21 protein-coding genes are annotated in these 23,223 nt (G+C 65.4%); 11 read left to right on the top strand and 10 right to left on the bottom strand.

Annotated elements, in window-relative coordinates:
* Positions 1-28 precede the first annotated feature (28 nt).
* From RQG77_RS01925 to RQG77_RS01915, 3 genes are read left to right on the top strand one after another with little or no spacing between them, the layout of a single operon-like run.
* Entirely contained in the window at positions 29-1,939 is a 1,911-nt protein-coding gene (locus RQG77_RS01925; protein ID WP_311243193.1) for a glycosyltransferase, read from the top strand.
* Complete coding sequence (locus RQG77_RS01920; protein WP_311243192.1) at positions 1,936-2,898, top strand: glycosyltransferase family 2 protein; 963 nt, start codon at positions 1,936-1,938, stop codon at positions 2,896-2,898. Before RQG77_RS01925 ends, RQG77_RS01920 begins: the two co-directional genes overlap by 4 nt.
* A 59-nt stretch (positions 2,899-2,957) precedes the next feature.
* Positions 2,958-3,512, top strand: coding sequence for a hypothetical protein (locus tag RQG77_RS01915; RefSeq protein ID WP_311243191.1), 555 nt, complete (start codon positions 2,958-2,960; stop codon positions 3,510-3,512).
* A 40-nt stretch (positions 3,513-3,552) separates the two neighbouring features.
* Here the strand turns inward: RQG77_RS01915 and RQG77_RS01910 are convergent, their stop codons facing one another.
* The 5 genes from RQG77_RS01910 to glf are packed head-to-tail and all read right to left on the bottom strand — an operon-like array spanning position 3,553 to position 7,858.
* The gene (locus tag RQG77_RS01910; protein WP_311243190.1) at positions 3,553-4,287 is read right to left on the bottom strand and encodes an ABC transporter ATP-binding protein; all 735 of its coding nucleotides are present in this window, start codon (positions 4,285-4,287) and stop codon (positions 3,553-3,555) included.
* A complete protein-coding gene (locus RQG77_RS01905) occupies positions 4,287-4,823 on the bottom strand; it encodes an NUDIX hydrolase (RefSeq protein WP_311243189.1) in 537 nt (178 codons plus the stop codon). The genes RQG77_RS01910 and RQG77_RS01905 overlap by 1 nt, the downstream gene beginning before the upstream one ends.
* Positions 4,820-5,920 (bottom strand): hypothetical protein, encoded by a 1,101-nt coding sequence (locus RQG77_RS01900; RefSeq protein WP_311243188.1) that lies wholly within the window; start codon positions 5,918-5,920, stop codon positions 4,820-4,822. The genes RQG77_RS01905 and RQG77_RS01900 overlap by 4 nt, the downstream gene beginning before the upstream one ends.
* Positions 5,920-6,711 (bottom strand): ABC transporter permease, encoded by a 792-nt coding sequence (locus RQG77_RS01895; RefSeq protein ID WP_311243187.1) that lies wholly within the window; start codon positions 6,709-6,711, stop codon positions 5,920-5,922. The genes RQG77_RS01900 and RQG77_RS01895 overlap by 1 nt, the downstream gene beginning before the upstream one ends.
* A gap of 10 nt (positions 6,712-6,721) precedes the next feature.
* Complete coding sequence (gene glf / locus RQG77_RS01890; RefSeq protein WP_311243186.1) at positions 6,722-7,858, bottom strand: UDP-galactopyranose mutase; 1,137 nt, start codon at positions 7,856-7,858, stop codon at positions 6,722-6,724.
* A gap of 61 nt (positions 7,859-7,919) precedes the next feature.
* On the opposite strand from glf, the gene RQG77_RS01885 reads away from it, so the two are divergent.
* Together RQG77_RS01885 and RQG77_RS01880 are read left to right on the top strand one after the other, a co-directional pair.
* Positions 7,920-8,348, top strand: a complete 429-nt coding sequence (locus RQG77_RS01885; protein WP_311243185.1) for a GtrA family protein — start codon at positions 7,920-7,922, stop codon at positions 8,346-8,348.
* On the top strand, positions 8,341-9,330 hold the full coding sequence (locus RQG77_RS01880; RefSeq protein ID WP_311243184.1) for a glycosyltransferase family 2 protein: 990 nt from the start codon (positions 8,341-8,343) through the stop codon (positions 9,328-9,330). Before RQG77_RS01885 ends, RQG77_RS01880 begins: the two co-directional genes overlap by 8 nt.
* Here RQG77_RS01880 and RQG77_RS01875 read toward each other — a convergent pair.
* The 4 genes from RQG77_RS01875 to RQG77_RS01860 all read right to left on the bottom strand — a co-directional run bounded on the left by RQG77_RS01875 (position 9,306) and on the right by RQG77_RS01860 (position 14,211).
* Positions 9,306-11,258, bottom strand: coding sequence for a DUF6541 family protein (locus RQG77_RS01875; RefSeq protein WP_311243183.1), 1,953 nt, complete (start codon positions 11,256-11,258; stop codon positions 9,306-9,308). The two genes, RQG77_RS01880 and RQG77_RS01875, sit on opposite strands and share 25 nt — an antisense overlap.
* Entirely contained in the window at positions 11,258-12,550 is a 1,293-nt protein-coding gene (locus RQG77_RS01870) for a nucleotide sugar dehydrogenase (RefSeq protein ID WP_311243182.1), read from the bottom strand. The genes RQG77_RS01875 and RQG77_RS01870 overlap by 1 nt, the downstream gene beginning before the upstream one ends.
* Before the next feature lie 102 nt (positions 12,551-12,652).
* Positions 12,653-13,714, bottom strand: coding sequence for a non-hydrolyzing UDP-N-acetylglucosamine 2-epimerase (wecB, locus tag RQG77_RS01865; RefSeq protein WP_311243181.1), 1,062 nt, complete (start codon positions 13,712-13,714; stop codon positions 12,653-12,655).
* Between the two features lie 44 nt (positions 13,715-13,758).
* Positions 13,759-14,211, bottom strand: a complete 453-nt coding sequence (locus tag RQG77_RS01860; RefSeq protein ID WP_311243180.1) for a DapH/DapD/GlmU-related protein — start codon at positions 14,209-14,211, stop codon at positions 13,759-13,761.
* A 95-nt stretch (positions 14,212-14,306) separates the two neighbouring features.
* Between RQG77_RS01860 and RQG77_RS01855 the strand changes: the two genes are divergently transcribed.
* The 6 genes from RQG77_RS01855 (at position 14,307) to RQG77_RS01830 (ending at position 21,978) form a co-directional block, all read left to right on the top strand.
* On the top strand, positions 14,307-15,266 hold the full coding sequence (locus RQG77_RS01855; protein WP_311243179.1) for an NAD-dependent epimerase/dehydratase family protein: 960 nt from the start codon (positions 14,307-14,309) through the stop codon (positions 15,264-15,266).
* Positions 15,263-16,375 carry a DegT/DnrJ/EryC1/StrS family aminotransferase gene (locus RQG77_RS01850; protein ID WP_311243178.1) on the top strand — a complete coding sequence of 371 codons (1,113 nt, stop codon included), beginning with the start codon at positions 15,263-15,265 and terminating at the stop codon, positions 16,373-16,375. Before RQG77_RS01855 ends, RQG77_RS01850 begins: the two co-directional genes overlap by 4 nt.
* Positions 16,372-17,004, top strand: a complete 633-nt coding sequence (hisH, locus tag RQG77_RS01845) for an imidazole glycerol phosphate synthase subunit HisH (protein WP_311243177.1) — start codon at positions 16,372-16,374, stop codon at positions 17,002-17,004. Before RQG77_RS01850 ends, hisH begins: the two co-directional genes overlap by 4 nt.
* On the top strand, positions 17,004-18,989 hold the full coding sequence (locus tag RQG77_RS01840; protein WP_311243176.1) for a HisA/HisF-related TIM barrel protein: 1,986 nt from the start codon (positions 17,004-17,006) through the stop codon (positions 18,987-18,989). Before hisH ends, RQG77_RS01840 begins: the two co-directional genes overlap by 1 nt.
* A gap of 104 nt (positions 18,990-19,093) precedes the next feature.
* Positions 19,094-20,167 carry a hypothetical protein gene (locus tag RQG77_RS01835; RefSeq protein WP_311243175.1) on the top strand — a complete coding sequence of 358 codons (1,074 nt, stop codon included), beginning with the start codon at positions 19,094-19,096 and terminating at the stop codon, positions 20,165-20,167.
* A gap of 122 nt (positions 20,168-20,289) precedes the next feature.
* Entirely contained in the window at positions 20,290-21,978 is a 1,689-nt protein-coding gene (locus RQG77_RS01830; RefSeq protein ID WP_311243174.1) for an asparagine synthase-related protein, read from the top strand.
* Here the strand turns inward: RQG77_RS01830 and RQG77_RS01825 are convergent.
* Positions 21,975-23,132: a glycosyltransferase family 1 protein gene (locus tag RQG77_RS01825; RefSeq protein WP_311243173.1), complete on the bottom strand. Its 1,158-nt coding sequence runs from the start codon at positions 23,130-23,132 to the stop codon at positions 21,975-21,977. The genes RQG77_RS01830 and RQG77_RS01825 overlap by 4 nt on opposite strands.
* Positions 23,133-23,223 lie beyond the last annotated feature (91 nt).

Here is a 23,223-nt window from a genome sequence, read left to right as displayed (position 1 = left end):
CGTGATACCAACATCGGAGAAACATCCCGTGGCTTTCGTCCTACAGAACGTCGTCTTCCCGCTCGATCGTGACCCCGACCTTCTGCCTCTGTACGCAGATCCCGAAACATGGTCGGTCATCGAGGACGAACCAGTGCGTGTGTCCAATCGCGCGCACCTGGGCAACATCCTCGGCCGACACCGCGCCCGTATCGTGGCAGGCCGTCGCGTGTCGCTCGGAACTTACTTCAACGCCTTCCCTGCCTCATACTGGCAGCACTGGACAAGTGTGCGCGATGTCCGTCTGACCGTGCACACCACAGGCCCCGCGACGATCCTGGTGTACCGCTCGAACGGCAGCGGCATCCGTCAGCGCGTGGCTACCCGAGAGGTGACGGGCGACGCGACCACCTCGTTCGATCTGGAGCTGACGCAGTACAGCGACGGCGGCTGGATCTGGTTCGACGTCGTGGCCGACGAGAAGAGTGCCGTGCTCGAGGGCGCACAATGGACGACCGATCAGGAGCCCGCGCGTGCCGGAAAGGCCTCCCTCGGGATCACGACCTACAACAAGCCCGACTACTGCGTCGAGACGCTCCGGGCCCTGGCCTCCTCTCCCGATGCCCTCGAGTTCGTCGATCGGATCTTCCTCATCGATCAGGGGACGAAGATCGTCGCCGACGAAGAGGGCTTCGATGATGTCGCGGAGCGTCTCGGCGACACTCTGCAAGTGATTCGCCAACCCAACCTCGGTGGTTCCGGAGGGTTCGCCCGTGCCATGCAGGAGACTCTGAAGCGTCCGGAGAGCGACTTCGTGCAGCTCCTCGACGATGACGTACGCCTTGAGCCCGAATCGCTCCGCCGATCGATCGTGTTCGGCCAGTTCGCCACATCACCGGTGCTGGTGGGCGGACACATGTTCGATCTTCTCGACCGTCCGAAGCTGCACGGTTGGGCCGAGGTCGTCGACGAAGCGCCGTTCATGTGGCGCAATCTCTATCAGGAGAAGATGCCGCACGATTTCGGCGTCGCCAACCTGCGGCAGTCGACGCTGCTCCACATGCGCATGGACTCGGACTACAACGGATGGTGGATGTGTCTCATCCCGGTCGATGCGATCCGCGAGGTCGGTCTCGCCCTGCCCGCCTTCATCAAGTGGGACGACGCGGAGTTCTGTCTCCGTGCCGGCGAGGCGGGCTTTCCGACGGTGTCGATGCCCGGCGTAGCGCTCTGGCACGTGTCGTGGGTCAACAAGGATGACACGATCGACTGGCAGGCGTACTTCCATGCGCGCAATCGCATCGTCGCCGGTCTGCTGCACTCCGGAGCTGCCCGCGGCGGACGCTTGCTGAAGCACAGCCGCCGCGTCGATCTCAAGCACCTGATGATGATGCAGTACTACCCTGTCGCGCTCCGCGCGAGGGCTCTGCACGACGTCCTGTCGGGACCTGCCCACATGAGACGAAACCTGGCGACCTCCATGCCGGCGGCGCGAGCGCTGGCGGCCGACTACCCGGAGACCGTGGTGCATCGCGATCCGTCGAGAGTGCTGCACGCACGTCGTGGACGACAGGTCTACAAGCAGCTCTCGAAGAACGACTTCGACAACCCTAAAGGCATGCGTCTGCGTTGGTTCACACTTTCGACGCTCGCCTCGCACTGGCTGCGTCGGCCAGATCACGCCAATGTGACCCAGCCCGAAGTCGAGTTCGGCAAGGAGGACGCACACTGGTGGCGGGTGCCTGCGTTCGACAGCGCGCTCGTTAGCGCCGCGGACGGATCGGGGAAGAACATCTACACTCGCGATCGCGTCAAGTTTCGACGCATGCTCCGCGAGTCGATCCGTCTTCACTCTCAGCTGAGACGACGGTGGCCGGAGTTGCAGCGTGAGTATCGCGAGGCTCTCCCGGAACTCGTCTCTCCCGCTTCCTGGCAGAAGATCTTCGAGGAGAAGGCATGACCGCGGCGCCCACTGCATTCGATCCGGCAACGGCGAGCATCGTGATCGTGACGTTCAACCGATCGCACCTGCTCACGGGACTCCTCGAAAGCATCACGTCCATGACGCCGAAGCCCGGTCGCGTCGTGATCATCGACAATGCGTCGGCGGACGACACGACCGAGGTGGTCGAGTCGTTCAGGTCACGACTCGGGACGGAGCTCGTCTATCGACGTCTGGAGACCAACACCGGAGGCTCCGGAGGCTTCAGCGAGGGCATGCGCACCGCGTACGAGCTCGGGTCCGAGTGGATCTGGATGATGGACGACGACGTCGAAGTGTTGCCGGACGGCCTCGCGAAGATGGGCAAGTGGGCTCCGCGCTTCAAGAGCATCCAGGGACGCCGCTACGACTACGACGGCAGTGAGTTCTACTGGCAGTACCGCATCGCCGAGCGAATGGGGATCCCGATCCCCTTCGCTCCGTCGGGTTTCGACGCCTCCGGCTACAAAGAGATGAACAGCGGGTGCTTCGAGGGCATGTTCATCCACCGTTCGATCGTCACGCAGATCGGTCTCCCCGACCACCGCTTCTTCATCTACTGGGATGACCAGATGTATGGGTGGCTCGCCTCCCGCAAGACCACCGCGGTGATCGTCGACGAGTTCGTTCTGCGACGCACTCGTGAGATCAAGCAGTGGGACATGGGCATCCGGCACATGAACGCGTCGAGCAACGCCTACCGCTTCTACATCATGCGGAACCGGGCGTACATCAAGCACTACTACCGCGTGCACGGCACCTACAACCCCGTGCTTTTCGGACTCGGAACTGGGATGACCTTCGCCAAGGAGATAATCCGCCTGTTCTTCGTCGAGCGGACCGTGCGAGGCACGAGCAACCTGTTCCGCGGGCTGAAGGAGGGTGGCAGGATCAGCCGCGACCGCTCCTGGCAGCCGATGGCACCCCTGGAGGCCTGAGCACTATGTCGGACGATGTACAGCGGTCCGAGTCGGGCTGGGCGCCACTGCCGCCGAACTTGAGTAACCGTGGACGCATCGGGCTCATCGTCGGTCTCATCGTCGCCGCTTTCGTCATCGCCGGTGTGCTGCTTTTCCTGCTCATCCCGCGCGGCGCTGCCCCCGACCCCGCAGCGAGCAGGACCCCCATTCCCACCGAATCGCCGATGGCCACATCGACACCGTCTCCGACAGCATCACCGAGCTCGACAGAAGAGCCGGCAGAACCTCCCGTGCAGACCGAGGCTCCCCCTGCCGTCGACCCGAGCGTGGAGACGTTCCGCGGACAGGTCAGCGGATGGCTCGGTGATGCGGGGCGCGGATTGGAGCTCCTCGCCGGGCTGAGCGGACAGGATGCCGCGTCCGTAGCGCTGACGCTCGAGGAGGACGCGCAGAGACTCTCGGACGTCCAGGCGCCCTCGTCGATCGCGGCACCGTGGCGCGACGGCGTGGGATCGTACGCGCAATCGCTCGCAGACCTCCGTTCGGCCATCGACCGAGGCGCCGACACCGCTGCTGCGCGGTCCACCGCGCAGTCAGCGCTGCAGAACGTGCGGGCGATCGTCGGACTGTGACACGACGCATCGGCCCCTCAGAAGGTCAGACCGCGCCGTTTCACTCGTTGTAGTCCTGATTGTACCGGTCGAGAACGTCGGCGATCGGTGCATCCAGAACGAGCGATCCCTTGTCGAGGTAGAGGCCTCGGGTGCAGAACCGCCGCAGGTCGCGTTCGTTGTGGCTGACGAAGAAAAGCGTCCTTCCCTCGGCGAGGAGTTCGTCGATGCGCTGGTAGCACTTGTTCCGGAACGCCTTGTCGCCGACCGCGAGCACTTCGTCGACCAGGAGGATCGGCTCGTCTAGCTGCGAGACCACCGAGAACGCGAGCCTCACCTTCATCCCGTTCGAGAGGTGCTTGTACGGAGTGTCTTCGAAGCCTGCCAGCTCCGCGAAGCCGATGATGCCGTCGTAGCGCCGCGAGACCTCATCGCGGGACATCCCGTGGAGCCCGGCGGTCAGACGGACGTTCTCGCGCACGGTGAGGTCTCCGACGAAACCTCCCGTGATCTCGATGAGGGGTGCGACGCCTCCGTTCACTGCGACCGTGCCCTCATCGGCGAGCAGCACTCCCGCGACGAGGCGGAGGAGGGTCGACTTCCCCTGGCCGTTGCGACCGACGACGCCGATCGACTCGCCCGCCTGAACCGAGAAGGTGACATCCCGCAGCGCCCAGAACTCGCCGGGACGAGACCGGCGAGAAGAACCCGCGAACAGGTCCTTGAAACTGCGCCGGCCCCTCCGGTTGCGTCGGAATCGGACTCCCAGTCCGGATACGTCGATTGCCGCGGACATCAGGGCTCCTCCCCCGTCGAATGGATGGCGATCGCTGCGAGCGAGAGAGCATCGCTCAGAGTGCCGTCGCGCACGAGTCCGGCGATGTCGACGACACGGACCCATCTCTGATCGCTGATCTCCCCGTCCGGGGCGGAGCGCCGTTCGCGATCGTCGACGGCGCAGGCGACGACGACCACTCGCTGAGGGAATACCGATGAGTCGGTGATGAAGCCACCGAGTTCCCTCGCCGAGGCCGCGTGCAGCCCCGTCTCCTCACGCAGTTCACGGAGGGCTGTCTCGGACGCCGTCTCGCCGGGCTCGCCCATGCCTCTGGGCAGCTCCCACAGCACGCGTTCCGCTGCTGGCCGCTCGCTCTGGACGAGAAGGATCTCATCACTGTGCACGGCGATGACGACAGCGCCCGCGCGCCCCTCGGCGACGACCAGTCGATGGTGACGATACGGGCTGCCGTCGCCGGCGAACCGTTCGACGACCTCAAGGGTGATCGGGACCCCGTGCTCGCTCGAATACACGGGCGTGAACCCCGCCGTCATGATCGTCCCTCACGGTGGAGCACGAGAATCACGCGACGGTCCGGCTTGATGAGCGCGATCAGTGCCTTGAGAGCATCGAACGGTACGGTCGTCGCGATGGCCGCGGCGAAGGCCACCCACGTCCAGGGGTTATCTGCGCCGCCGATCTGGAGCACGGGCAAGGCCAGCGCGACCACGGCTGCGGCGGCGAACAGCTTGAGAGCGGATCCCAAGAGAATTCCCGGGCGACTCGGCGCGGAGGACACCTGCGTGGCCGAGAAGGCAAGATTCCGCATACGCCACCGCGTGGGCTTCGCCTGCAGATCATCGCGCTGACGGGCGGTCGCGTCCCAGGCGACGGCGATCGTGGTGGGGTTGGACTCGCGCGCCCAGGTCATGAGAGCGGCGGAGACCTCCAGGTCGACATCGCCTGTGCGCCTGATCGGCGCATGCTTCGCACGGGATTCGAAGCTGACCCAGTCGGCGGCGGCGCTCTCCGCGATGAGGCGAAGATAGGCGTCGTTCCACCAGCGCCGAACTCCGTCGCGGTCGGCGTCGTTCCAGGGGAGCGCGTCGATCACGGCCAGCGCGGTGCTCCTGCGCCTTATCTCGCCGAGATTCGCGTCGCGCAGCTGTTGAAGATGGTCTGGGGTGGGCACCCGCGCCGCGCCGATCGGCATCGGAGCCAGTGGTCCGTCTTGCCGCTCATAGCGGATGAGCCCCTGGTCGACGTATCGAAGCCAGTCGTCCCACGTCTGTCGCACGTCGGCGGGGATATCATCGCCGGCGGGAGGCCGTCGAAGCGACCAGAGAAAATCGTGGTCGGCGAGCCGGGCATCCAATCCTGCCCTCAGAGAATCGTGGCGACCGGTGACGACCAGTGGATAGCGCGATTGTGACCCACCCAGCTCGCGGAGAACCCCTGCCGGCCCGAGCGTCATGAAGTACTCGCCGTCGAGGAGCATCGCATCCGTGACGAGCACCTCGCCGGAGATCAGCATCGCGATCCGCAGCATCCCCGTGAGCTCTGTGATCGCTTGACGCGCATCACCTGTGAAGCGGTCGCGCTGTGCGGGGGAATCCAGCTCCGAGATGAGCATGCGGGAGGCCGCCGACATCACAGCTCCTTCAGCACGGGGCGTTCGAGCGAACGGAACGTCCAGCTGCCGAGGGCGAGGATGCCGAAGCACATGATCGCACTGATGAGCACAGGGATCGGCTCCCACAGCTCGGGGAAGAACCCCACGCGGTACAGCGTGAAGATGCCGGCGAGCGGGTTGAACGCTCCGATCGTGTCGAACGGCGCCGGAAGGTCGTTGAAGCTGTAGATGATCGGTGATGCATAAAAGAGAGCGCGAAGGATGAGCGCTGTCGTGCGCTCGAGATCTGCGTAGAGGACGCACAGCGGGGCCACGAGCAGTCCGAGCCCGACCAGCAGCACGACCTGAAGCACGACAGCCACCGGGAACCACAGCAGCGACCAGCTCACCGTCGCCCCACTGAAGACCGCGAAGAGCACGAGGACAGGCATCGAGAACAGGAACTCGATCCCCTTGCTCAACACGATCCGGTTGACCCAGATCGAACGCGGGATCGCCGTCGATCGCACCAGCCGTGAGTCCTTGCGGAACGCTCTCGTGAAGTCGGAGACCGAGGTGTTGAACCACACCCACGGAAGCAGAGCGACGATCAGGAAGACGATGTACGGGTCCTCGCCGACGCTCCGGTGGAAGACCTGAGTGAAGACGAACCAGTAGATCGCACTCATCACCAACGGATCGAGCACCGACCAGAGGTACCCGAGGAAGCTCGTGGCGTAGCGGACCTTCAGGTCTCGGGCCGAGAGCAGCCACAGAGAATGCACATAGCGCCGGGGCGTCCCGGGCGCCCCGACAGCAGCGTGACTCACGATGTCGAGTCTACGAGAGCGAGTTGTTCCAGAGCGACAGCGCCGAGCCGATCGCCATGTGCATGTCGAGGTACTGGTATGTGCCCAGACGCCCCCCGAAGTGAACGTCCTTCTCGCCCTTCGCGAGATCGCGGTAGGCCAGCAGTCCCTCGCGGTCGGCGTCGGTGTTCACGGGGTAGTAAGGCTCGTCCTCGCGTGCGGCGAATCGCGAGAACTCGCGCATGATGACGGTCTTGTCAGACTCGTAGACGTCCTTGCGCTCCGGGTGGAAGTGCTTGAACTCGTGGATGCGCGTGTAAGGGGCATCCATGTCGGGGTAGTTCATCACGCTGGTGCCCTGGAAGTCGCGGACGTTCAGCACCTCCTGCTCGAAGTCGAGCGTGCGCCAGCTGAGCGCGCCTTCGTTGTAGTCGAAGTAGCGGTCGACCGGCCCCGTGTAGACGACGGGCACCTGGCCGACGGTCGCCTTCTTGTTGAGGGGCTGCGAGTCGTCGAAGTAGTCGACGTTCAGCTTCACGTCGATGTTGGGATGATCGGCCATGCGCTCGATCCAGGCTGTGTACCCGTCTGTCGGCAGACCTTCCCACGTGTCGTTGAAGTACCGGTTGTCGTAGGTGTAGCGCACAGGTAGACGGCTGATGATATCGCCGGAGAGCTTCTGCGGATCCGTCTGCCACTGCTTGGCCGTGTAGTCACGGAAGAACGCCTCGAAAAGCGGCCGTCCGACGAGCGCGATGCCCTTCTCCTCGAAGTTGGCCGCCGACTTCACGTCGAACTCGCCCGCCTGCTCGCGCACGAGGGCACGAGCCTGATCGGGCGTGTACGCGGACTGGAAGAACTGGTTGATCGTCCCGAGGTTGACCGGCATCGGGAACACGACACCCTTGTGCGTCGTGTAGACGCGGTGCACGTAGTTCGTGAAGGTCGTGAACCGGTTGACGTACTCCCATACGGTCGCGTTCGACGTGTGGAAGAGGTGTGCACCGTAGCGGTGGACTTCGATACCGGTCTCCGGTTCGGCTTCGCTGTACGCGTTGCCGCCGATGTGGTGGCGACGGTCGATGACCGTGACCTTGCGGCCGGCATTCGCGGCCCGTTCTGCGATGGTGAGGCCGAAGAAGCCCGAGCCGACGACGAGGAGATCCATGGCTCCATCGTATCGGCGGCTGCGTGCCGAACCTGCGCAGACGGTCTGAGAGACTTGTCCCATGCCCCAACCCGTCCGCGCCTCCGCGCAGCGCCTGTGGTCGAACAGTGCGGTCCGGTACCTCGTGGTCGGCGGATTCTGCTTCGTCGTCGATGTGGCGCTGCTCTGGCTCGCGCACGAGATCATCGGAATGCCGCTCGCCGTTGCGACGCCACTGTCGTTCCTCGCCTCGTTCGCCGTCACGTACACGCTCCAGCGCATCGTCGCTTTCGACTCCGACGCGAAGGTCGTGGCGAGCGTCGCCCGTTACACCGCACTCGTCATCTTCAACACCATCGCGACGACCGGGATCGTGTGGGTGATCGACGCGCTCGGCGGAGGGTGGCTGATCGGCAAGGTCGTCGCCGTCGTGGCTACCACGGTCTGGAATTTCTTCGCGTATCGTCACTGGGTGTTCGCCACCCGCAGCCCCCGGAGTACCGATGTATAAGAATGCCGTGATCGCTGCGGTCGTCCCCGCCTACAAAGAGGAGCGGATGATCTCGACGGTCGTCACGACGATGCCCGATTTCGTCGACCACATCGTCATCGTCGACGACTGCAGCCCGGATGCCACCAGCGAGGTCGTGGCCGCGCTCGACGACCCTCGCGTCACACTCATCCGGCACGAGGAGAATCAGGGCGTCGGCGGCGCGATCATCACGGCGCACCGTGCAGCCATGGACCTCGGTTCGGACGTCAACGTCGTGATGGCGGGTGACGCTCAGATGGACCCGGCCTACCTTCCCGCGCTGCTGGACCAGGTGACGGACGGCGGCTTCGGATTCGCCAAAGCCAATCGCTTCTACTCTCCGGAGTCGTTCCACGGCATGCCCGGGTATCGCGTGCTCGGCAACATCGTGCTCTCGTTCTTCACGAAGATGTCGTCCGGATACTGGAACCTCTTCGACCCGCAGAACGGCTACACCGCGGTTCGCACCGAAGTGCTCCGCCGGATCGCGCTCGAGCGTGTGGCCCGCAGGTACAGTTTCGAGAACGATCTGCTCATCAGGCTGAACATCGCTCAGGTCTCCGCCACCGACGTCCCGATCCCCGCCGTCTACGGCGAGGAGGTCTCCAGCATCCGTCTGAGGAAGGTCATCCCTGAACTTCTGCACCGGCTCACAGTGGGTTACTGGTCGCGCATCTGGTACCGCTACGTTCTCTGGTCGTTCTCCCCGATCGCACTGCTGCTGTTCGCGGGCCTCTTCTTCACGCTCTTCGGACTGGGGATCACCGTCTGGGTGATGTTCCAGATCGCAGCCTCCGTCGTCGCGACCGCAGCGACCGTGATGCTCGCGGCCGTGCCGTTGATGCTCGGATTCCAGATGCTGCTCACGGCACTGCAGCTCGACATCCAGGCCACCCCCGGCGCGCCCGATCGCACACCGTTCGCACCCGTCGCCGGTCAGGGGCAGGCGACGATCTCGTAGAGCCGCGCCTCTCCCTCGCTGTCGGCGAGCCGGACGACGTCGCCGACATCCGCGAGTCCGGGATACGAGTGATCGCCGTTGTGGATCTCTGCTGTACCGAAGTCGAGGACCCATCGTGTGCCTGTGCGCTCCAGCGCCGCACAGACCTCCGGGTCCTCCCCCGCCCGATCAAGCCGTTCCGTGATCACGATCATGTCGGGTGACAGCTCCTGGAAGATGTGCGGAACGAGTGCGCGGCGATCGGCCAGCGCGTAGCTCAGCGCGGTCCCCGTCCAGGGGTTGCCGACGATCACGTCGTCCTCAGGCACAGTATCGGGCAGCCGCTCGATCAGCGCGCGCTCGTCGTCCGTCAGCAGGGGCGACCACTGCTCCTGCGCGTACATCACCGCAGTGTTCGATGTCTCCTCCGCGAGGGCGGGACCGGTCTGGGTGACGGCGAGGGTCAGCAGACCCGCAGCTGCTCCCGCAGCGGTCGGCACCCAAGCGACGGATGTCCGCGAGTCGGTTCGCAGCACCCGCGATACGACGGCCACCAGTCCGACGACGCCCAGCGCTCCGAGCGGAACGATGAACGTCGGGAGGAGCGCGGCGATGCGGTAGATGTCCTGGTACCACGTGCCCGTGACCCCGTACCGGAACCAGCTCATCGGGAACGAGATGCAGATGAGGTACACCGCGATGATGGTCGCGGTCGACATCACGAGCCACCACTGGCGACGCCATGTCCGAGCGATGAGGACGGTCAGGATGCCGAGGGCGGCGAGTGCCGAGACGATCCACGACGGCGGGCGCCAGACCAGCCCTCCCGACACGATCTGCATCAGCGCGTCCTGCATGGTCGCCGACGGTGGCCAGAAGGCGAGCACCGTGTTCGGACGGGCGACCACGAACACCACCACCGAGATGATGAAAGCCCCGGCGAGAGCGACGAGCGACCACCATCGACTCGCCGACGGGCGTCCTGCTGCCGATTCGCGACGCCACCAGAGCGTGAAGCCGGTGAAGCCGATGAGGAAGGCGGGAAGGAAGAACGCCATGAGCGTGCTCGGATGGGCGAGCGCCACCGACGGCACGAGCGCAATGAGCAGGATCCAGCGCACGATCGCATCGGGACGATCTCCGCGTCCGATCCCCGCCACGAGTACGGTCGCGGCGATCGCCGACGGCAGGATCGCGATCGACAGCACGTTCGGGTAGAGCACCCCGAAGTCCAGCATGAGCAACGGGAACGCGGCCATTCCGATCGAGAGAGCGCCAGCGGTCACGGTGGCCCCGACGTGCCCGCCCGCGATCGTGCGCACGAGCCACACGCACGAGATCGGCCAGACCACCGCGCCGAGCACGACGCTCACGACGCTGACCGACGCGGCGACGCCCGCGCCGCTGAGCTGGGCGACGGTCGAGACCAGGATGTGCCACAAGTCGGGATAGAACCCGGGAAGCATCTGACGGGTCGGGGCGATGAGCCCGCCGTCCAGGATCTGCCGCACGGCGTTCAGATGATAGATGTTGTCGAAGGTCTGGGAGATGTTCGACGGCGAACCGATCGCCGACATCAGGCGCATCGCACTCAGCACCGCGACGACGACGATCACCGCGAACGGGATGATGCCGTGCAGCGTCTCGCGTTGCGGGGGCTCCGGTATCGGGATGCGGCCCGTCGAACGCAACCGCTCGATGAGCACCCGGACGCCGAAGGCCACCCCGACCAGCAGAACCGCGCTCACGGCCCACCCTGCGACTCCCCAGCGGAACGGGAGCAGCACGTTCACGAGTCCGGCCGCAGCGAGCATCGCAAGGGACAGCGGGGCCGCGGCCGCGAGCGCCGTGAACCCGCGCAGGCGTACCGTGATCGCGGCGAGCGCCCCCGGCGCGAGGATGACGATGAGCGCGAGGAGCAGCGTCCCCGACTGATCTGCCCAGGTCATCAGCCGCGACCGACGACCAGTCGGGGCACACCCGTCCAGCGCACCGCGTCGGTGGACGCGCGTCCGTCTACCAGCAGCTTGATACCCGGCAGCTGGTCCGGAGCCAGATCCCGGTACAACTCGTGGTCCGTCTGGAGCACCGCGACATCGACAGCCTCGCCGAGCCGATACGGCTCGAACCCGAGACCGCGCAGCTCGTCGTCGGTGTAGAGCGGGTCGTGGACGACGACGTCGGCACCGCGCGCACGAAGGGCGTCGACGGTCGGGAACACGCCCGAGAACGCTGTCTCCTTGACGCCCCCGCGGTACGCCGCTCCGAGTACCACGGCGCGTTGTCCGGCGAGCGATCCGAGCATGTCTGCCGCTCGCTCCACGAGACGCGACGGCATCGACTCATTCAGCTCGCGCGCAGTGCGCACGATGCGCGCGTCGGGGTCGGTCGACAGGTAGAGCTTCGGATACACGGGAATGCAGTGCCCTCCGACAGCGATGCCCGGACGGTGGATGTGGCTGAACACCTGAGAGTTGCACGCTTCGATGACCTGGTAGACGTCGATGCCGTTATCGGCCGCATACAGAGCGAACTGATTCGCGAGGCCGATGTTCACGTCGCGGTAGGTGGTCTCGGCGAGCTTCGCCATCTCGGCGGCCTCCGCGCTGCCGAGATCCCACACTCCGTTCGGGCGGGTGAGATCGGGACGATCATCGAACTCGAGAACGGCGTCGTAGAAGTCGCGCGCCAGACGGGCTCCCTCGTCGGACAGGGCGCCGATCAGCTTCGGATACTTGCGCAGGTCGGCGAAGATCCGACCCGAGTACACCCGCTCAGGTGAGAAGACGACATGGAAGTCGTGTCCCTCTCGCAGCCCGGAGAGCTTCTCGAGCAGCGGCGCGAAGCGGCCGCGTGTCGTGCCGACAGGCAGCGTGGTCTCGTACGAGATCAGGGTTCCCGGCGTGAGATGCGCGGCCAGCGAGGTCGTCGCCTGATCCATCCATTCGAACTTGGGCTCAGCGGTCTCCTCATCGACGAAGAGCGGGACGACGATGACGACCGCATCCGCTCCCGGGATCGCTTCCGCATAGTCCGTCGTCGCCCGCAGGCGATCGGCGGCGAGCGCCGAGGTCAGCTTGTCCTGCAGGTGGGCTTCTCCGGGGAACGGTTCGATGCCGGCGTTCACTGCGTCCACCAGTCCGGGGTTCACATCGACCCCGATCACGTCGTGCCCGCGATCCGCGAACTGCAGGGCGAGGGGGAGCCCGATCTTTCCGAGGGCCACGACGGCAATACGCATGAGAATCAGTCTATTGCGGACACGCGACTCCGACGTCGCGTCCCGCGCGCTCGACTGACCGAGCGCACGGGTCGGCCCCATGGCTCGTCGCAGATGTGCCCATCAACCTCGCGCATCGGCGAGAACTGCGATGACCCGCTCCGCCGCATGCCCATCACCGTATGGCGCCTCTTCGGACGCCGGCGGGATGGGGCGCATCGCGGCCGCCGCAATCTCCCCTGCAGTGTTCGCGAGGACGTTCCACCCGAGACGAACCGTCTCGACCCATTCCGTCTCGGTTCGAACCGTCGTGCACAGCACGCCGAGAAGGAAGGCCTCCTTCTGAAGTCCGCCGGAATCGGTGATCACCCCGGCGCTCGCGAGAGCCGCGGCGATCAGATCCGGATACGCGAGCGGGGCGTGGGCGATGAGCCCACCCCGCGTGAGGTCGATCCCGTACGCGGCGGCCTTCGCGACCACCCGCGGATGTGCCAGCAGCACGACAGGCCTGTCGAGCCCGGCCAGTCCCTCCACGAGCTCCTCGAGCCGCTGTGGATCGTCGGTGTTCTCGGCTCGATGGATGGTCGCGAGGTAGAACTCCCCTTGGGCGAGTCCGAGTTCGGCGAGCAGCACCGATGTCAACACTTCGGCACGGGTCGCGAGAAGCACGTCTGTCATGACGTCGCCCACCAGGATCGTGCGGTCCGCGAGCCCTTCCCTGGTGAGGTGGTCGACCGCGACCTGCGTGGGCGCGAGCAGCAGATCGGCGGCATGGTCTGTCATGACGCGGTTGTGCTCCTCGGGCATCCGGCGATTGAAGCTGCGCAGCCCCGCCTCGAGGTGGGCGAGAGGGATGTGCATCTTCACGGCGCTCAGTGCCGCGGCCACAGTCGAGTTCGTGTCTCCATAGACGAGCACCCAGTCAGGCCTATGTTCGTCGAATACCGCGTCCAGCGCCGCGAGCATCGCCCCGGTCTGCACGCCATGCGACCCGCTTCCCACACCGAGATGGACGTCCGGAGCACCGATCCCGAGGTCGTCGAAGAACACATCGGAGAGCATCGGGTCGTAGTGCTGGCCCGTGTGGACGATGACGTGATCGACTCCGGCCGCTTTGGCGGCATGGTGGATCGGAGCAAGTTTGACGAACTGGGGACGCGCGCCGACGACGCTGAGGATCTTCACCCCTCCACTCTAAGAGCGTCAGCCTCTTCCGCCGGCTGCGAGCATCAGCCCGCGAACTTGCGCGCGGCATCGGGATACACGCGTGCCGGCACGCCCCGCAGAACGCTGAATGCGGGCGCGACGGTACCCTCCGCGACGACGGCACCGGCGGCGACGACGCTGTGATCGCCGATGTCGACCCCCATCAGGATCACCGCGTTGGCACCGACATGCACGTTCCTGCCAAGGCGGGACGGAGCGCGGCGTATATCTCGAGCGCGATCGCTGACACACCGCTCCACGGTGGAGTGCGTGTAGATCTGCGCGCCCGCCGAAATGTCGCATCCGAATCCGATCGAGAGCCCGCCGCTGCCGTCTATGACGGTGAAGGCTCCGATCCAGACGTCGTCACCGATCTCCGGCTCACCCACGATCCAGGCGTGAGGATTGAACCGGTTGGCCGGAAGGCCATGCCAGTCGGGGTTCTGCGTCAACGCCGACTCGTCGGGTCTTGTCACGGTCGTCTGCACCTCCGTCCCATATGATACTTAGCAGTCTGCCCGCTCCCGTGATGCCACGGGCGCTCGAAACGAGAGAGCTCCAAGAGATGTCCGTGCGATCGAAATCCATCCTCATCACCGGCGGAGCCGGCTTCATCGGAAGCCACCTCGTCGACAGGCTCATCCGTGACGAACCGAGACGCATCACCGTCGTCGACAACTTCTTCCTCGGAAGCGCCGAGAATCTCTCCGATGCACTCAGAGCCCGGCCCGACATCGACGTCATCCGCCTCGACGCCTCGGATCTGGCGGCGATGCAGGATGTGGTGACGACGAACGAGATCGACACGGTCTTCGACATGGCGGTCATTCCGCTGCCGACGTCTCTCACCTACCCCGCGTGGACTGTACAGACCAACGTCGGGATCGCCACGACATTCTGTGAGATCGCGCGTCGCGGACTCATCGAGCGCCTCATCCACGTCTCGAGCTCTGAGGCGTACGGCTCCGCTCGCTACATCCCGATGGACGAGGGCCACCCGCATGACGCGATCACGCCCTATGCCGCGAGCAAGTCGGCGGCGGACCACATCATCGAGTCCTACGTGCAGACCTTCGGGATCGACGCCACCGTGATCCGTCCCTTCAACAACATCGGCCCCCGGCAGAATCCGGGTTCGTACGCGGGCATCGTGCCGATCATCGTGCGTCGCGTCCTCAATGGCGAGCCCATCGAGGTCTTCGGAGACGGCGAGCAGACCCGGGACTTCATCTTCGTGAAGGACAGCGCCGATCTGATCGCCCAGGTGCACGACAGCCCCGCATGCCACGGTCAGGTCCTGAACGTCGCCACCGGGGTCGAGACCTCGGTGAACGAGCTCATCGCACGTATCCTCAGGCTGATGGGTCGCCCCGAGCACCCCGTCTTCCACACGGAGGAGCGTCCCGGCGACGTCCGTCGTCATCTTGCCGACGTCTCGAAGCTCGAGGCGGCGCTCGGCCACCAGTCGCCGCGTCTGACCGATGACGCCCTCGGTCAGACCGTCGACTGGTACGCCTCGGTGCTGTCATGAGATTGAACATCCCGCTCACGGGTGAGCCGGAGGTCGAAGCGGTCCGCGAGGTCATCGAGTCCGGATACCTGACACAGGGCGCCAAGACGGCGGCGTTCGAGTCGACCGTCCGCGCCTACACCGGAGCACGACACGCGGCCGCTGTCAGCTCCGCCACCACGGGTCTGCACCTCGCCCTCGTCGCGCTGGGTGTGCAGCCCGGTGACGAAGTCGTCATACCCGGATTCAGCTTCCCCGCCACGGCCAACGCCGTGATCCAGCAGGGAGCGATACCCGTCTTCGTCGACATCGACGAATCGTCCTTCAATCTCGACCCCGCCCTGCTCGAGTCAGCGATCACCGAGCGGACCACCGCGATCATGCCGGTTCACGCCTTCGGACTCTGCGCCGACATGGATGCCATAAACGGCGTGGCCGCCCGACACGGACTGCCCGTTCTCGAAGACGCCGCGTGTGCCCTCGGCGGCACGTACGACGGCAGACATGCCGGCACGCTCGGCACTGCCGGCGTCTACTCCTTCCACCCACGCAAGATCATCACGACCGCGGAGGGCGGGATGATCACCACCAACGACGATGCACTTGCCGAACGCATCGGAGTACTGCGCGCCCACGGGGCTGTGCGTGGCGAGCTCTTCATGGAGTTCGTCGACGCGGGCTTCAATTACCGGCTCAGTGACGTCCACTCCGCGATCGGCCTCGCGCAGATGGCTCGAATCGATGACATCGTCGCGGGTCGTCGGCGCGCCGCATCCGAGCTCACGAGCCGTATCTCCGGCGTCGACGGCTTACGTGTGCCCTCCGAGCCCGCTGGGACAGCGCACACGTTCCAGTCGTACGTGGTGATGCTCGACGACGGGATCGACCGCGATCAGGTCATCCGTCACATGCGGACCCGGGACGTCGAGACGACTCTCGGAACCTACGGCATGCACCTCCAGCCTTACTTCCGCGAGCGGTTCGCGATCGCGGATGAGGACCTTCCTCGCACGACGCGAGCGCACCACCAGGCGCTGACCCTGCCGTTGTACCCGCAGCTCACGGGAGATGACATGGACGTGATCGCCGACGCCCTTCGGTGGAGCCTCCAGGAGAGCGCAAGACGATGACCGGTGCTGATGTCACGATCGTCGACTACGGCGTGGGAAATCTCGGCTCCTTGCGAAACGCACTGTCCAAGGTCGGCAAGACTGCAGAGGTGACCGGCGACCCCGACGCCATCCGCGAGGCGCGACGGATAATCCTCCCGGGCGTCGGCTCATTCGACCATGCGGTTGAACGTCTCCGCTCCACGGGGCTGTCCGAGGCGATCGAATCGGCGGCGCGCGAGCGGGGAATCCCTGTGGCCGGCGTATGCCTCGGCATGCAGTTGATCATGGACGGCAGTGAGGAGGGTGACCTGCCCGGCCTCGGGCTGATTCCCGGCCGAGCAGTGCGTTTCCCGGACACGATCGATGACTCGCGGCTGCTCGTGCCCCACATGGGCTGGAACTCCGCGACATCCGCGAAGCCCTCGCGCTTCGCCCCGTCGCTCGACCAGGGCGGGCGCTTCTATTTCGTGCACTCATACGCCGTGATGCCCGAAAACGAAGACGACGTCCTGACCTGGAGCGACTACGGCATCCGATATGCGTCCTCGGTCGAGCGCGACAACGTGCTCGGCATCCAGTTCCACCCTGAGAAGAGCCACCGATACGGGCTCACTCTCCTCGGCGAGTTCGCGGCAGCGGAGGTCTGATGCACGTCTATCCCCGGGTGATCCCCGTCCTGTTGCTCGAAGGCGAACGCCTCGTCAAGACGCGCGCGTTCGACGACGCGCGCTACGTCGGCGATCCCGTCAATGTCATCAGCATCTTCAACGACCTCGAAGTCGACGAGCTCGTCGTCCTCGACATCGGTGCCGCCCGCACGCGTAGTCCTGCATCTCTCGAGATCCTCGGCCGCATCGCGACCGAGGCGTTCATCCCGCTCGCATACGGCGGCGGGGTCGAGACCGAAGAGCAGGCGCAGCGGATCATATCGGCCGGATTCGAGAAGATCGTCGTCAACACGGCTCTCGTGACCTCCCCTGACGCCGTCAGAGCGATGGTGAAGGCACTGGGTTCGCAGGCGATCGTCGCTTCGGTCGACGTCCGTCTGACCGAGCGCGGATACGTCGTGCACACTGCCGGTGGCACCGAACCCGCTGAGATCTCGCTCGAGGACTGGGTGCAGTTGGCCACCGATGTAGGCGTCGGAGAGATCCTCGTCACGAACATCGACCATGAGGGCACCAGGAAGGGAATCGACCTGGATGCCGTCCGGCTGGTGTCCGGACTCGCCCACGTACCTGTCATCGCACACGGCGGCGCGGGCGGCCGTACCGACCTCGTTGCTCCGATCGAACATGCCGGAGCGTCCGCGGTCGCAGCCGGCACAGCATTCGTGATGCAATCCGGGCGAGAGAGCGTCCTCATCAACTATCCGACGCGTCCACAGATCGACGCTCTCTTCGGCCACCTGTTCGACGGCCGGGGCGACACCCTCGTGGTCGACGCGAGCGCGAGCGCCCTCGACATCGACGGCGCTCAACGGTTCCTGGCGTCGCCCGATGTCTGTGCCCGCTGCCTCATCACGTCCGACGTACCAGGCGCAGCGTTCGACGTCGACCGCGTCTGCTACTACTGCCACCTGCACGACTCTCTCGACCGGCAGTATCCGATCGGCCCGGAGAGTGAAGCCGCTCTCGATCGTTTCGTCGCCGAGCTCAAGGATGCGGGCCGCGGCAAGAAGTACGACTGCATCATGGGGGTGAGCGGCGGAACCGATTCGTCGTACCTCGCCCACCTGCTGGTGAAGAAGGGCGTGCGCCCGCTCGCCGTGCACTTCGACAACACCTGGAACTCCCCCACGGCGACGTCGAACATCTTCGCCGTGCTCGACAAGCTCGGGGTCGACCTAGAGACCTACGTCGTGGACAACGCGGAGTACGACGACATCTACCGTTCCTTCATGCTCGCGGGAGTGAAGGACATCGAGGCGCCGACCGACATCGGCTTCATGGGCGTGCTGTATCGCGCCGCCGAGAAGCACGGTATCCGACACATCGTCGAGGGCCACTCCTTCCGCACGGAGGGCATCTCCCCCATGGGCTGGCTCTACATGGACGGCGGCTACATCAAAGGCGTGCATAAGCAGTTCGGCCGCCTGCCGATGAAGACCTACCCGAACCTCGACTTCGCCAACTTCGTGAAGTGGTCCGCCTTCAGTCGCATCCAGCGAACCCGGCCGCTTTACTGGATCGACTACAACAAGGAGGATGCCAAGCGCTTCCTCGCGGACGAGTTCGGCTGGAAGTGGTACGGCGGCCACCATCTCGAGAACCGCTTCACGGCCTTCTACCACACGTACTTCCTGCCCACCCGGTTCGGGATCAACTTCCGACAGATCGAGTTGTCCGCTCTCGTCCGCTCGGGACAGATGGATCGCACCGTCGCGGCGGCGCAGTTCATCGAGCCTCGTCATGGCGATCCCGAACTCATCGCTATGGTCAAGAAACGCGTCGGTTTCGACGACGCCGGTTTCGACCACATCATGACCATGGAGAAGAAGGACTACACCGACTACCCCACGTACAAGCGTCGATTCGAGCTGCTTCGCCCGTTCTTCTGGCTGATGTGGAAGCTCAACCGCGTACCGAAGAGCTTCTATGTGAAGTTCTGCACACCGCGCCCGAAACGATGACGAGCGACGCGTCAACGGTGGTCTTCCGCCGTCAGAGGACTCTGCTGCGCACGCTGTACTGGGTCTTCAAACCTTTTGCGGCTCTCACGCGGCGAATCGATTGGGTGATCGGTCCGGAGGACATCGCGCTCATGGCGACCCACATCGCCGAAGCTCTGCCGAACAGCTACACCGCGATCCACGCTCGGAACCCGTTCTACTCGGTGAGCTATGACGCGGTGATCCAGACGACCTCGACGGCACTCGGCGGCCGCATCGCCACCTGGCGGCGTCTGTACGGGGGTCCGATCCTGCTCGCGTGGCTGCTCAACCGGAGCCGCGGCTTCATCTACGTCGGCGGCGGAGCATTCCTCGAGGGGCATCACGACGAGCGGGAGTTCGAGTTCTCGTTCATCCGTTCCCACTCGCGACGTCTCGTCTGCTACTTCACCGGGAACGACATCCGCTCGCCCCGGCTGTCGCAGCAGCGTGCGGAGGAGACCGGACGACCCAACATCGGGTCGATCCTCGCGACGATCGACCCGATCTTCGCCACGCCGGAGTACGACCTCGCCCGTCGCACCCGGGCGCAGGTGGCCGAGCGTCATGCGGAGGCGATCTTCAACGCGCGCAACGATCAGCTGTCGTACCTGGAGGGCCACACGCACCCCTTCCTGTACTTCTACCCCGACGCGCAATTCGTGGACACGACGGAGAAGTTCGACGACACTGAGCGGATCGTCGTCGTGCACGCCCCCTCGAACCCGCTGCTCAAGGGTACGGATGCCGTCCGCGAGGCCATGGCGAGGATCGCCGAGACGCACCCGAACGTCGAGTACCGCGAACTGATCGGCGTGCCGCACGAGCAGGTGCTCGCCGCTCTCGACGAGGCGCACATCGCCCTCAACGAGTTCTACGCTTCGGTACCCGGAGTCTTCGGTGTCGAGGCGCTCGCTCGTCGGTGCGTCCTTGTCACGAGCGCGCGGTCGCAGGACGAGCCCGACCTCGGAGCGGATGCAGACGACGCGTGGGTCATCGCAGACGTGCACACCCTGCACGAGAAACTCCTCGATGCCCTCGCCCATCCCGAGCGGATGCCGGCGCAGGCCGACCGCGGCTGGCGATGGGCCAGAGATCATGCATCGGCCACCGCCAGCGCCCGCGCACTCACTCGCGCACTGAGCGCGGACGGAATCTGACAGGACAGAGAGCGACGATGTTCTTCGCAGTGAGTCTTCACCCGGCCGAGGGATCGGGACGCATCGACCGGGCAGCAGAGATACACGCCCGCCACCTTGCCGAGACGGGACGATTCGGGAAGATGGCCCGAAGATCTTTCCCGGGAGGCTCCGCGTACTGGGACGAAGGGTCGTCGCACGCTGATATCTTCGACTGCCCTGGCGACGGCGGGTTCCTCCTGCGAGGTGGATACATCGCCGGTGAGGACGAATGGACCGCCGGAGTTCACACCACAGAGTCCATCGACACCTGGGGAGAGTTCGCAGCCGCGCGAGTCCGTCCGAGGGCCGATGCCTCTCAGGTCGAGGTCTGGGCGGATCGTGCAGGATCCTGGCCGCTGTACCACGGGTCCAACGGACGACACACCGTCATCTCCAACGACGCTCACTTCGTCGCCATCGCTCTCGGATTCATGACGATCAGCGAGCAGGGTGCGTATGAACTCCTCGCTTATCACCATACGGTCGGTCGTGAAACAACGTTGACAGGCGTCTTCGCACTCGTCTCCGGGGAGGCACTCCGTGCATCGAGCGGGACATCCGGCTCGGCAGGTCCTCGACGGTATAGGCGCTCAGTGGCCCGATACTCTCGACCGACCGCCACCCCGGACGCTGCGTACGAAGCACTCCGCGAGTCGATCGCGCAGATCGGCCCGCTCCATGATGCCGACCGTACGGTGACCCTGCAGATCTCCGGTGGTCTCGACAGCAGGCTGACTCTCGGCGTCCTGGCCGACGCAAGTGCCGAGCGACCGGAAGCCGTCACACTCGATCTGTCGACGCCGGACGAGCTCGAGATCGCCCGTCGTGTGGCGACCACGCTCGGGTTCCCCCACAGGACTGCGCGACTCGATGAGATGTCAGTCCACGCTGCGAAGTCCGGATGGTCTCTCACCGGCGGACAGGTGTCCGTGCATGCCGCTGCCGGCAACATCCTGTCCTACGAAGTTGCAAGACAGGGGGCCGACGGCGACGTGACTCTGGTGGGCGCATGGCCCGGAGACTGCCTCATCGGATCGTACGTTCCGATCATGCCCACGATGCTGTCGTCCGCGCTCCGAGGGTGGGCACTCAGGGATTGGGCGCGCAAGCGTGCGCCCCTGTGGCGCGCACGAGGAGTCCGCATCTCAGGGGCCCGGGCGAACGCCATCGCCAGGCGCGCCCATCGATCGCTGCGTCGGGGCGCTGTCCGCTCACCCGGGCGCTCTGCGGCGCAGTCGATCAGCGCATGGGCCATGTTCGAACGTCAGCCTCGATTCAGTTACATCAGCCCGGCGATCCTCTCGCACAACGTTCTCGCCGTCACACCGGTACTCGCCGGACCGTACGTCGACGCGCTTCTCACCCTGGCACCCGAAGACATCATCGCGAAGAACTTCTATCGCCGCATGATCCACGCGCGTCTCGTCTCGCTGCGCGACATCCCCAATGCGAACACCGGGACGCCCGTGAGTGCCGAAGCGGTGCTACCACCTCGCATTCCGCGCACGCGGCCCGAACTCTTCGACCTGATGCCGGCGTTCGCACAAGAACTCGTGCGGCGATTGCGTCCAGCGAACCACTACATCGGCAGGCCGGCACCGACCGCGGAGACCGAGTTCTGGAGCACCCTCTTCGCCTCCGAGGGTCTCGAGTCGCGAGTGAAGCTGGAGGGCGTGACCGTCGACGCTCGCGAATCCGGTGATCTACACGTGGGCAGTGTCGGGCTGGCGTTGGCGTGGTCGAAGAAGTACCTCGTCGATGCTTTCGCGGAGCTGAACTCCGCAGATTAGGCCGACCTGGCGATCTCGGCCACAGCAGACGCCCAGTTCTCGACCTGCGACTGGGCAGAAAGCGCCTCAGCATGCTCATGCGCCGCTGCCTTGAATCCATCGACCGACGTTGTCGTCAGCCGGTCCACGGCGGCGAGGATACCGGCTTCGGAGAAATCCTCCGTGACGATGCCGAGGCCACGTTCTGAGACGATGCCGGCCATCTCGATCGACGGTCCGACGATGATGCCGAGGCGCGCCTGGACGAAGTCGAAGAACTTGTTGGGCAGGGCGAGAGCGTTGTTCTCGCTCGTCGGCGGCAACACGTGGATGCCCACATCGTAGCCATGCAGCGTGTCGATCAGCTCCGCCTGCGACACCGGTTCGTGCACGGTGATGCGGGACCCCAAGCGCTCGGCGAGAGCAACCAGGTACTCGCGGTCCGTCGGCGGGTTGTACGTCAGGTAGAGGTCCAGGCTCACGTCAGTCGACGAGTCAGCGACGGCCTGCATGATCTCCGCCAGACCTCGCTCGCGGAAGGGGTTGCCGCTGTGAACCAGCCGGATCGGCCCCCCGGTGGCGCGGGGCGAGAAGTCACGGAACGGCGCGGCGTTGGTCACAACGCCGGGTTCGACCCCGTACTCGCGGTAGCGGCGAGCGATCTCCGCGCCGACAGTCGTGGAAGAGCGCACGCGCGACGCGAAGCGCCGGATCAGCCACGTCCAGTAGCGCCTCTGGCGGTATCCGAGCGGCGAGTCCTCGACGGGCAGTCCCGGATAGAACTCGTGGAGGTCGGCGTGCACCCGGTCGGCTCCTGCGACAGAGATCGCCGCACCGATGGTCTCGGCGTCGTTGGCCAGCACGGCGTCGAAGCGGCGACCGCGCAGGCGGGCGCGCGTCTGGACCACGAGGGGCAGATGGTCGTAGGTCCACCCGAACCACTCCCGCTCGCGGGCGATGTCGTCGAGGAGGTTCCCGACGCGCCCGCGGGGCCGCACATCGGCCGGGTCCAGAGCCACGTGCTCGACCCGCGGATCCGGGCTGGCGCCGGGCGAGCACGTCGTGACCTCGTAGTCGTCGGCCAGGCGGCGCATCTGCTTGAGGACGCGGGGATCGATGTCGATCGCGTCGTAGGAGAGGATGAGCACACGGGGGCGCGGCCCCGGCGTCACCACGCGGTCACACGCCCGTCGAACGTGAGGCGGACGTCATCAGCGGCTGTACGGGCACCCATGAGATCCAGTCTAGGACGGGGCAGCCCCCGCT

This window comes from Microbacterium sp. WCS2018Hpa-23, assembly GCF_031843845.1.
In the GTDB taxonomy this organism is placed as follows: Bacteria; Actinomycetota; Actinomycetes; order Actinomycetales; family Microbacteriaceae; genus Microbacterium.
The sequence above is the reverse complement of the archived record's forward strand: the minus strand, read 5'-3'. Positions and strand labels throughout refer to the sequence as shown.